Raw genomic sequence first — 9,886 nt, 5'->3', positions numbered from 1 at the left:
CTGCCGAAAAAATAATTTCCGAAAATTTCGCGGCCGCGCGACCTTTGCTGGGGACGCGGTCTACAGAAGCAAGGCGGCAGAGATTTGACCCCACCCCCTATGTGTCTGATCAGACTTGCGTTTTCGGATTTCCAAATCCACCGTCCTGCCGTGCCGTCTTGCGATCGTGATGCGGTTTGAAGTAGCTGCGCCACTTCGACTGATCCCAGAAGATCACTGGATCGCCATGGTGCGGCACATCATGGTCGACCACATCGGCCGCATGCAACTCGCCTGTCCTGCGACAGTCATCGCAGTCACACAGCGGATGATCCACCAGGAACTGCCGCCGCGCCTTCTGCCACGCCCGGCCATAGAGCCGCTTCGATGCCGAGCCCCGCAGCCGATCCTGTTCCTGCCGTCGCGCATCGCGCTGGGCCTGATGCGCAGCGCAGTAGCGGGCATCTACCAGCGCGCCGCATCCGGGATGCGCGCATGGCTTCTTTGGTGCCCAGGGCATGATGGAACCTGAAACGAAAAAGCCCGCCGGGATTATCCAGCGGGCGCGGCTTTGCCGTAGTGTTCGGACACCATGTCAAGTTTTCTGCGCAGTGTCAAGCTGCTCTTCCCGCCATCGGCATGCCATGGCACGGCAGGCGCGCGCACCGACACGATGCGATGCTCGGCCAGCAGCTTCGGATTGTCGATCAGCGCCTCGGCCACCTTGAGCAGCGCCAGCACCCAGGCGAGATAGGTCTGCTTCGCCAGCACGATGCTTTCCATCGACAAATACTCGCGCACCAGGCAATAGCCGTAACGCCGCGCCGGCATGAACATTTCGGTTTCCGGACGGCCCTTGCCATCCAGCACCGCGCCGAGCCGCGGCACCGCGCCCGGCATCCAGTCCGGTCGCCCCGCCACCCGTGCATGCACGATCAGCAGGCCGCGCTGCAGCGGCGGCTGCGCCATCACCAGGTTATGCACGGCCAGCGCATCGGGATGCACATCCACCATGCCGCCACCGCCGCCGGCCCCATCCCAGTTCGCCGCCCGCGCCGAGCCCGGCCGCGCCGCCGCCGCCGTATCCGACACGATCTGGTCGACCAGTTGGTCCCGGTAAGACCAGATCAGCACATCCTCGATATCACGATCCCGTTGCACAGCCATGCCTGCCCTTCTCCCGTCCAGTCCGTCCATGCCGGTCTGCCCGGCCGCGCCCCACTGGACGGGCGGCAAGGCCTTGCCCTGCTTGGCCCCGTCCAGTCCGTCCATTTATTTTCCTGAAATCCTGTTCTCTCTCACGCCCGCCTGTATGCGATTACGAAAATCCACTGGACGGACTGGACGGCATGGACGGAACCGCAATCCATGCGGGTCCGCCACCGTCCAGTCATGCCATGCCGTCCAGTCGCGCGACTGGACGGCGCGCCTAAAGCCCGTCGCCCTCCGCATGCCAGGCCATCGGCTGCGACATCGCCTCTTCGAAGGCGGCGCGGCAATCGGCCAGCTCGGGGAAGACATACATCCACGGCCGCGCCGGCTCGCCGCTGCGTTCCGACAGCGGGTCATACGTCGCGCGGTCGGGCCGCTTCGTGGTCAGGTCGGGCACCAGCTTGTGCAGCTTGGTGCCGAAGCTGCTGGGTGAATCCTTGTGCCGGAAACCGCGCCGCTCGGCATAATCGACATACTGCTTGTACAGCACATCCTTCTTCACCATCGGCCGCCAGCCGTCGTCGTCGGGCAGTTGCGAGCCGCGCACCAGGCATTCGAACCAGAAGGATTCCTCCGGCTTCAGCGAGGCCAGCTTCTGTTCCAGCAGCGCCCCGGTCTTCGGAATCTGCCGCAGGTTCACGCTGCCGAGATCGAAATCCAGCAGGTAGCGCAGCAGCGCCTCGCGCCCCCCGTTGTCCATTTCCGCATCGATGGCGGCGAAATATTCGTGATTCTGCTTGGCCCCGTCGCCCACATCCAGCACGGCGAAGCGCCGCTCTTCCATGCCGGCCGGCACCACCCAGTCGCTGTTCGATGAAATATACAGCCGCACGAAGTTGCGCATGAACACCGCATCCACGTTCTTCGGCTCGATCATCTGGTGCGCGCTGGTCACCAGGCTTTTCAGCTTGCCCTCGGCCTTCTTGTCGCCGGCCCAGAAGCCCTCATCCGCCTGCAGCAGCAGCAGCGACTTCATATGGCTGTTATGCTTGCCGGTGATGTGGTCGGGGTTGTCCACCATGATGTAATAGCGCTGGATCATCGAGCCCACGATCTCGCCCAGCTTTGATTTGCCGGTGCCCATCTTGCCGCGCAGCACCAGCGCCGTGCCCAGCCGCTCGGTCGGGCACTGGATCATATGGGCGAACCAGGCGAGGATCCATTGCGCCAGGTCGCCATCGCCCTGGGCGATATTCACCCGCACATGATCGAGGAACAGCCGGATGCTGCCGCGCCCGCGCTCGGCCACGCGCGCTGCTGGTTCAACGCTGAAACCCTGCCACAGGTTATAGAAGCCCTCGGGCGGCGCGCCGCTGCCATCCTTGTTCACCGGCGCGAACACCACGCCGCGATACTGCCGGCGGTCGCGCGACTTCAGCCACAGCTTGCCGATGCTTTCGGATTCGCCGTCATAAACATATTCCTCAGCCATATGCCACAGCAGGAAATCCTGCGGCAGCATGAATTCGATCTTCGGCTGGCCTTCTGAATCGAGGCTTTCCTCCAGCACCACGGTCTTGCCGCCCATGCGCACCACGGCATATTTGCGGTTCAGCCGCTCGATCGCCCGCGCGATGCCGGCGGTATCGGTGGCGCCGCGCGCCGGCGCGAAGCCCGGCATGTAGCCCTGCATCGGCACGCTCGGCCGCACGCCATCCTCGCCATAGCCGGCCGGCACGCCGGCGCCAGCCTGCGCGCCAACGCTGCCGGCCGCAGCCTTGCCGGCCAGGCCCGTTCTCTTGCCGCCTGTACGCTTCCCCGCCATCACCGATCCTGACTGAAATCCGTTACGCCGCGCGCTCGATTGCCGATGGATCGCCGGCGCTGTCCCCATCCTCTGCGTCGCCGGCATCTGCCTCCGCGTCAGCCACTACAGCGCCGCCGCCGGCATCGCGCAGCAGCACCGGCGGCAGTGCCGCTTCCTTCGCCCGCCTCCGGTTGCGCGCCGCCTTGATCGCCTTGGCCAGGTCATGGCCGAACACCGGATCATCCACATGCACGGCATTCACGCCAACAAACAGCCGCTCGTGGTCATGGCCATGGCCCAGCAGGCAGCAGCCTTCATCCTCCCAGCTGGGCAATGACAGCAGCGCCGTCGCCGCCACCAGGCTGCGCTTGGCCTCATAGACCATTTCGGTGATCGGCAGCTGCGCCTGCGCCTGGGCATCGCCGACGGCGGCGCGCGCGTCATCCTCGGCCGCCATGCGTTTCAGCGCATCCAGTTCCGCCTGCGCCGCCGCCAGCGCCGCGCCATGGGCGGCCCAGCGTGCGCAATGGCTGCGCAGCATCGCCAGCGGGCTGTCATGCACCTGGATGCCGCGGCCATCCTCGCGCGCCCGCTCCAGCGCCGCCTCGCCCAGCAGTTCGGCCGTGCCGTGGCGCAGCCAGTGATGCCGCGCATCGTCGGGCTTCAGCGCCAGCAGGTCGATCAGCGCGCCCTGCGCATCCTGCACCGGCAGCACGATCGCCGGCCCGCCGATGCGCAGCTCGGCATCGCCATGGGGCCGCCACAGCAGCGTGCCGCCATCCACGGCAATGCGCGCCACCCCGATCATCATGCGGCGCAGCGGCCTGGCATCCTGCGCGCCGATGGTCTGTTTCAGCCAGTCATAAATCCAGCCCGCCTTGGCCGGATCGGCCAGCGGCTTCATATAGGCCAGCATTTCGCGCCGCAGATCGCCCGACAGACTCACAGCAGCCTCCCCTGTTGCGCCGGCTCGGTGCCGATGAACTCTGCCGGCGGCAAAGCCGCGGCCTGTGTCGGCGCCGTGTACAGCGCCAGATGCGGCCGGCAGTACCAGCGCCCGCGCCGGCCCTTCAGCAGTGCCACGCCGATGCCATAGCTGCCCCAGGCGCTGCAGCCGGGATGCTCGCAATCGTGCAGAAAGTGTCCGTCGCTCATTCCGCCACCATCGCGTAGCTGGCTGGCGCCACGCGCCGCGCCACACGGTTGACGGTCTGTCTGATCTTCGGCCGCCAGTTGCGATTGGCCTGCGACTTGGGATGCGTTTCAAGATAGGCATAGAGCGAGGACAGATCGGCCGTGCCGCCGAAATGCCGCAACGCATCGCGCACCACCTCGCGCCAGCAGACGCCGCCGCCATCGCCACGCGACAGCAGGAAGATGCCGGCCACCGGCGTCAGCGGCACCAGCGCGCCATGCAGATCGGCCCGGCGCAGGCTGTCCAGGTCCTCGGCGCCATAGGCCACCAGCATGCTCGGCGCACCGGCATTGCGCACCGCGCGCTGGCCGTCGGGCAGATGGAAATTCAGGCGGCCATGCAGGAACAGGATGCCGCTGGCGGCACGCCACACGCTGTCCTCGGCCCATCGCGTTTCGGTGCGGGCAAAGACCAGGGCCGTGCCGCGGCCATGCTCGGCCATGCGCCGCATGAACACCGGGATGACGGTGGGAGAGTATGGCGGATTCAGCCACACGCGCCCAAACCAGGCGAGCGACAACCCGTCTTCGGCTTCCGTCACCATGCGCCGCGCGGTCGGCCACGGCATGGCCGGTGCCGCAGCAGGATCGAGATCGAAACTCTCCGGCCCGCCCAGCGCCGCGATGATGTAAGGCGGCGTCAGCCAGGTATTGGTCCCCGACCGCGACGATTGATGGCTGCCCATGGCGCGGCCGCTCATTCCGCCACCGCCTCGGCAACGGTAGTCAGCGCACTTCGCCGCAGCAGCGCCTGCTTGTGCCGCAGATGCCGCAGCAGGCCGGCCTTGAACAGGGCATCGGCCGCCGCGTCGATTTTCGGCCGCCCGTCGGTGGCGTCGCTTTTGCCCTCGCACGGCACATGGTCGCGCTGGCGCTTGAACCGGATACCCCGATGCGACGCCATGCGGTTGATCGCATCCAGCGACCGGCCGATCGCCGCCACCGCGTCATGCCGGCTCGCGCCGGCCTTGGCCAGGCGCCGCAGCGTTTCCACTTCGGCCTCGGTCCAGTTTCGCTGGGGAATGCCCGCCGCCGTCATCACGCGCCCCACGGCGGCGTCGGGTTGTTGCGCATCGCATGACGCTGCCTGGCCATTCCACCAAGCCGGCCGCGCGGCTTGTGATCGACAGGTTTTTCTGGCGGCGCCACCATTTCGGCCGTCACCGGCGGCCCGACCAGGCGGTAACCCATCGCCCAGATACACTCGACCGCCCTTCCCGTCGGCTGCACATATCGCCGCAGCTTATGCGCATAGACCTTGATGTTATTGTCGGCGGCCTCGGGCTCGTCGCCATCCCAAAGCATGGTGATCAGCGCATCGGTGCGGACCAGTTCACCATGGCGCGCCATCAGGCATGCCAGCATCATGCCCAGCTTCGGCGACAGTCGCCGCCCTCCGTACCATATGACCGGTTCCGGATGGTTCGCCACGCTGCCGGCGCCGCCACAGGTCGGGCACAGATGCGTCATGGCCGGTCCTGCCGGCTGTCGTCTTCCACATCGCTCAGGCCCAGCTCGCGCCGCCAGCGCGCCTGCCCTTCCCGGTGCCAGTGCAGCAGCCGCGGCACCCAGCCGCGCAGCAACCAGCCGACCACCAGGCCGACAGCGCCCACGAACATCATGCCTGCATTCATGCCGCAGTCCTCCCTGTCGCTGTTTGACCCGCTTCGATCAGCGCGGCGATCGCCCGCGCCCGTTCCGGATTGCCAAAGGCCGCCGCCACGGCGCGACGGTCTTCCCGCGCCAGCGCGTCGGCCGCCAGCATGGAAACAACCGTTTCCCGTGAAACATCGGCCAGCCAGTAGAAGCCGCGCGCCGGCGTCTCGATCCCGATGCCGGCCTGGCGCAGCCGCCGCACCAGCACACCGATGCTGCTGCGCGCCGTCGCCGGCCGCTTCGGCCCGTAGACCAGGCCCACCAGTTCCACCATGCTGACCGACCGCGTGCAGCCGGCCAGCACCGCCAGCAGCTGCCGCGTCACCGGCGCCGCCATCAGCAGCGCTCGGCGATGCATCACCGGATCGACAAAACCGCCGCGACCATCACTCATGGCATCACCCCGATTTCCGCCGCCAGCCGGTTCAGCTCGGCCACGGTCTGCTGGATTTCACGCAGAACCTGCTTGCGCTCGGCCGGCGTCACCCGGCCATCGGCCATCGCGTCCTGCACGGCGCGGCCCACATCGCCCATTTCCGCCATGGCGCGCAGCAGCCGGTTGCGCGGGTCCATCGGCTGCAGGCTGATCGACAGCCCGGCCTGTTCCAGCCGCGCGGCATAGACTTCGAAGATCGGCGCCATGGTCACGCCTTCGGTGCCCAGGCAGGCGAGATCGAGCGCCAGCGCCTGCTCCAGCGACGGGCTTTCCGGCAGGTCTTCGTTGCTCCAGCGCCGCAGCAGGTCGGCCGAGCGCTTCACCACGGCGGCAGCACCGGCCGGCGTCAGCAGGCCCATGATGCGGGTGATGGCGTCTTCGAAACTGTTGGGCGTGCGCAGCTTGGTCATGCCGGCATACCTCCCCCGGCATACTCACGACGGCGGGATGGCGACTCACGAATGCGCCGGCGATTGGAGGCGACAGTGCCCCACCAATGCAGCACGATGATGCCATGACGATCAAAACCGAACCACAACTCCCGATCCTGGAATCTGTTGGTCAGCGGGATGATCACGTGCAGGTCGCCGTCGACGTCGCGCACCAGGTAGCACAGGATGCAGCAGCCCGGCTTGATGCGGATGATCCCGGCAGCCCCGCGGCGGCGCATCTGCGCGCGCAGCTCGGCTTTCTCGAACTCTGCCTGCAGACAGGCATCGCCGCCGGCGCCGCTCATGCCGCCGCCTCATCGGCCGGCAGCAGGTCTTCCAGACGGCGGTCCACACCATGATCGCGGCACAGCTTCACGATGCGGTTCGCCACCGCCAGCTCCAGCGCCGCCCGCCCGCTCTCCAGCCGCGACACGGCCATCTGCGCTGCCGCGCCGCTGCCAAGACCTATCGCCTCGCCGAATTCGGTCTGGTTCATCTGGCAGGCCAGACGGGCCTGTTTGGTCGGATTGGTGGTTTCGGCATCCTGCGTCATGCCGGTGACTTTAAACGTGAATGTTTAAACTGGCAAGTTTATTTAAACCTGCCGCCGCAATTAGCGTCTGGCGCTAAGTCAGTCCGCATTGGGCGTAGACCGAAGCCCGCTAAGCCGGTAAATTTAAACATATTTGTTTAAGATGCTGGCCACCGTGAACGATCTCACCATCCCGCCCGGCGCAGCCATCCGCGCCCGCCGCAAGGCGCTGAAATGGACCCAGGCCAAGCTCGCCGCCGATCTGGGCGTCAGTCAGATGCATGTCTCCAGGCTGGAAGATGACCGCGTGGCCGAGATCAGCGAAAAGGTGCGGCGCAAGCTGGTCGCCTTCGTCGCCGGCGCGGACGCACCCCCGGCCGGCAAGGCCCACAAGGTCGCCTTCAAGGTCGAGGCCGGCCCGCGCGGCGGCCGCACCATCACCATTCCGCCCGGCGATCTCGCCGATGATACGCTGAAACTGCTGCAGCTCTATGCCGCCGCAGCGCCCGAGGACCGCACCGCCATTCTCATGCGGCTGCAGCATCCCGGCCTAACCGCCACCCCCGCCGGTTCCGGTCTGGCCGGACTCGATGACGACGCCTTCGAGGCCCTGGTCCGCACCGGCCTGCGTGCCACCGGCATCCCGCTGACCCGCGCGCAAGAGCACAAGGCCATCGCCCGTGCGCTGGAGGCTCGCGAGCAGAATGCCGCTGGCCGGCCGCTGGCCGACATCATCACGGATATCCGCCAGACGGATGACGTTGCCGGCGCGCCCGCCGCGCGGCGGCGCAGCAAGTCGCCCGCCTGACCCTGCCCCGCCTGACCCTGCCCCGCCCTGCATGCTGCAGGCGATTTCCACGCCCAGCATGATCGCCGCGATCCGCGCCACATCATGGTCGGTCATGCCAGTTTTCCCTGGCTGCCATTCAGATGCGCCGCCGCGTCCCGCTCCACCGCGTCCCGCTCCACCGCCTCGCGCTCGGGCGCCAGCGGCAGGGGCGCCAGCAGGCTCTCGCCCCGGCGATAGTTCATGTCCTCGGTGACACTCAGCTTGACGTCGCCGCGGGTGGCAAACATCAGATGCTGCCACTTCTCCGGCTGGCGCTGTCCCGGCGGATAGACATACAGGCCACGCGCGAAACTGGTCATGCCGCTGGCCGGCGCCGAGAACCGCATCGCCATCGCCTCGCCGCCGCGCGCGATCATCCAGCTCCAGCGCAGATGCACCAGCGCCAGCGCCTGCGCCAACCGCAGCATGCGCCAACTGGTCTTCGCCTGCGCTTTCGGCACGATCATGTCTTCATCCTGCCCCGCCATGCGGTAACAGCAGTTGTAGATCACCGGGCAGTTGGCGATCGCCGCCGTCTGCGCCACCCGGCACTCCGCCTGCCAGCCGGCAGGTTTGTTCGCCGGATCGTCGCCGTAGAAAAAGCGGCCGCTCTGGAAAGCGTCCTGCAGTGTGTCCTCCAGCCATATCAGCCGCATCGCGCTGACACCGATCACCATGCGGTCGCGCCGCAGCAGCACGGCGATGGTCGCATCCGGCCGGCTGTCCAGCGGCCAGTAATCCGGATTCGCGGTCGCCGGCAGACGCGCGCCCCAGCTGTCGAACACGCCAGCCAGGTAATGCAGGTCATGCGTCACCAGCGCCTCGATACCGTCGGCATGTAGATCCGCATCCAGCTGCCAGATGGCGCTCGCCGCGGCCGCGCGCAGCGGATAGGGCAGCGCCTGCCCTTCGGCGTAATCCCGCACAGCGATGGCCATCAGCGCACCAGGTAGCCGGCGTTGCTGCGGATGTCGAACGGCACCGCCACCACTTCCACCGCAGAGGCCCGGCGCGAGGCACGGAACGGAATCCGCAGACTGCGGTAGCTGTTGCCCTGGCTGTCTTCCAGCCTGTGCAGCGTCGGCGCGGCACTGGCGCCCACCACCTGCGCATGGATCAGTCCGGCATAACTGGTGTTGGCGCGATCGCGGATGTCGCGTCCGCGCAGATCGGGCGACACCACCGTGGCGCTGCCGATATGCGTGCTGATCGCGCGGCCGTCAGCCAGCAGGATCACATGCGCCTTCGCCAGCAGCCCGGCGCGTTCCAAGGCTTCCATCGCATTGCCGCCCGGCTGTTTCGCGGCGGCGATCAGCCCGCGGAACTGTTTGGCCTTGGCGATGGCGACCGATTCGCGTTCGGCCTTCCATTCCGCCATCGCCAGGGCCGGCTGGCCCAGAACGGCGGTCAGGAACCCCGCGCGGCCGCGCCGGGCGAACCACTGGTCCAGCCGCAGAAGGGCCGCCACATCCAGGTTGCCGGTCGCGGCCCAGCGCCCCAGCGTGGTGCGGTGCGTCTGCGCCACGATCGGCAGTTGCCGTTCCTCGTCATCGCTCAGGCCATGGCCGTATTGCTGCATCGCTGCGGCGAAGCGCTGGCCCAGTGCCAGCTGCACGCCATCCTGAACCTGCTGCGATTTCCGCATCTGTCCACCCCGGTTCGTCCGCCCTGCCCCTGAGGCTGCAACCCTTGATCTGGTCGCTACCTCCGGCGTGCATCGCTGCACGCCAGTGCAACTATGCACAGGACCGTCACACAGGCAACCGGGAAAGTTGCATATCCCTTCAAATTTGGTTGTAGCGAGCCATTCGCATCATCGGCCCGATTTTAAACTTGCCTGTTTAAACTTTCTGGTTTAAATAAACCTCAT

16 protein-coding genes are annotated in these 9,886 nt (G+C 67.0%); 1 reads left to right on the top strand and 15 read right to left on the bottom strand.

The window, feature by feature from the left end; all coding sequences use genetic code 11:
- Window positions 1–109: 109 nt before the first annotated feature.
- From AC1ROT_RS18610 to AC1ROT_RS18550, 13 genes are all read right to left on the bottom strand, one after another.
- A complete protein-coding gene (locus tag AC1ROT_RS18610) occupies window positions 110–499 on the bottom strand; it encodes a DUF8602 domain-containing protein (RefSeq protein ID WP_493000799.1) in 390 nt (129 codons plus the stop codon).
- Between the two features lie 32 nt (window positions 500–531).
- Window positions 532–1,251, bottom strand: a complete 720-nt coding sequence (locus AC1ROT_RS18605; protein WP_493000797.1) for a hypothetical protein — start codon at window positions 1,249–1,251, stop codon at window positions 532–534.
- A gap of 157 nt (window positions 1,252–1,408) precedes the next feature.
- Window positions 1,409–2,956 (bottom strand): DUF5906 domain-containing protein, encoded by a 1,548-nt coding sequence (locus tag AC1ROT_RS18600; protein ID WP_493000795.1) that lies wholly within the window; start codon window positions 2,954–2,956, stop codon window positions 1,409–1,411.
- Window positions 2,957–2,978: 22 nt separating this feature from the next.
- Window positions 2,979–3,884, bottom strand: coding sequence for a hypothetical protein (locus tag AC1ROT_RS18595; RefSeq protein ID WP_493000793.1), 906 nt, complete (start codon window positions 3,882–3,884; stop codon window positions 2,979–2,981).
- Window positions 3,881–4,093, bottom strand: coding sequence for a hypothetical protein (locus AC1ROT_RS18590; RefSeq protein WP_493000792.1), 213 nt, complete (start codon window positions 4,091–4,093; stop codon window positions 3,881–3,883). Before AC1ROT_RS18590 ends, AC1ROT_RS18595 begins: the two co-directional genes overlap by 4 nt.
- The gene (locus tag AC1ROT_RS18585) at window positions 4,090–4,833 is read right to left on the bottom strand and encodes a DNA N-6-adenine-methyltransferase (protein WP_493000791.1); all 744 of its coding nucleotides are present in this window, start codon (window positions 4,831–4,833) and stop codon (window positions 4,090–4,092) included. Before AC1ROT_RS18585 ends, AC1ROT_RS18590 begins: the two co-directional genes overlap by 4 nt.
- Window positions 4,830–5,171, bottom strand: coding sequence for a hypothetical protein (locus AC1ROT_RS18580; RefSeq protein WP_493000789.1), 342 nt, complete (start codon window positions 5,169–5,171; stop codon window positions 4,830–4,832). The genes AC1ROT_RS18585 and AC1ROT_RS18580 overlap by 4 nt, the downstream gene beginning before the upstream one ends.
- Window positions 5,171–5,602 carry a helix-turn-helix domain-containing protein gene (locus tag AC1ROT_RS18575; protein WP_493000787.1) on the bottom strand — a complete coding sequence of 144 codons (432 nt, stop codon included), beginning with the start codon at window positions 5,600–5,602 and terminating at the stop codon, window positions 5,171–5,173. Before AC1ROT_RS18575 ends, AC1ROT_RS18580 begins: the two co-directional genes overlap by 1 nt.
- On the bottom strand, window positions 5,599–5,766 hold the full coding sequence (locus AC1ROT_RS18570; RefSeq protein WP_493000785.1) for a hypothetical protein: 168 nt from the start codon (window positions 5,764–5,766) through the stop codon (window positions 5,599–5,601). The genes AC1ROT_RS18575 and AC1ROT_RS18570 overlap by 4 nt, the downstream gene beginning before the upstream one ends.
- On the bottom strand, window positions 5,763–6,182 hold the full coding sequence (locus tag AC1ROT_RS18565) for a hypothetical protein (RefSeq protein ID WP_493000783.1): 420 nt from the start codon (window positions 6,180–6,182) through the stop codon (window positions 5,763–5,765). The genes AC1ROT_RS18570 and AC1ROT_RS18565 overlap by 4 nt, the downstream gene beginning before the upstream one ends.
- Window positions 6,179–6,634, bottom strand: a complete 456-nt coding sequence (locus tag AC1ROT_RS18560; protein ID WP_492971067.1) for a phage regulatory CII family protein — start codon at window positions 6,632–6,634, stop codon at window positions 6,179–6,181. The genes AC1ROT_RS18565 and AC1ROT_RS18560 overlap by 4 nt, the downstream gene beginning before the upstream one ends.
- Complete coding sequence (locus tag AC1ROT_RS18555; protein ID WP_493000781.1) at window positions 6,631–6,960, bottom strand: hypothetical protein; 330 nt, start codon at window positions 6,958–6,960, stop codon at window positions 6,631–6,633. The genes AC1ROT_RS18560 and AC1ROT_RS18555 overlap by 4 nt, the downstream gene beginning before the upstream one ends.
- A complete protein-coding gene (locus AC1ROT_RS18550; protein ID WP_493000780.1) occupies window positions 6,957–7,208 on the bottom strand; it encodes a hypothetical protein in 252 nt (83 codons plus the stop codon). The genes AC1ROT_RS18555 and AC1ROT_RS18550 overlap by 4 nt, the downstream gene beginning before the upstream one ends.
- 154 nt (window positions 7,209–7,362) lie before the next feature.
- Between AC1ROT_RS18550 and AC1ROT_RS18545 the strand changes: the two genes are divergently transcribed.
- Window positions 7,363–7,995, top strand: coding sequence for a helix-turn-helix domain-containing protein (locus AC1ROT_RS18545; protein ID WP_493000779.1), 633 nt, complete (start codon window positions 7,363–7,365; stop codon window positions 7,993–7,995).
- A 92-nt stretch (window positions 7,996–8,087) separates the two neighbouring features.
- On the opposite strand, the gene AC1ROT_RS18540 is transcribed toward AC1ROT_RS18545, so the two are convergent.
- Window positions 8,088–8,954 (bottom strand): hypothetical protein, encoded by an 867-nt coding sequence (locus AC1ROT_RS18540; RefSeq protein ID WP_493000777.1) that lies wholly within the window; start codon window positions 8,952–8,954, stop codon window positions 8,088–8,090.
- Window positions 8,954–9,661 (bottom strand): hypothetical protein, encoded by a 708-nt coding sequence (locus AC1ROT_RS18535; RefSeq protein ID WP_493000775.1) that lies wholly within the window; start codon window positions 9,659–9,661, stop codon window positions 8,954–8,956. The genes AC1ROT_RS18540 and AC1ROT_RS18535 overlap by 1 nt, the downstream gene beginning before the upstream one ends.
- Window positions 9,662–9,886 lie beyond the last annotated feature (225 nt).

This window comes from Ferrovibrio sp. GW821-FHT12E11, assembly GCF_058806975.1.
Note: the sequence above shows the minus strand (reverse complement) of the source record. Positions and strands in the feature narration are given on the sequence as shown.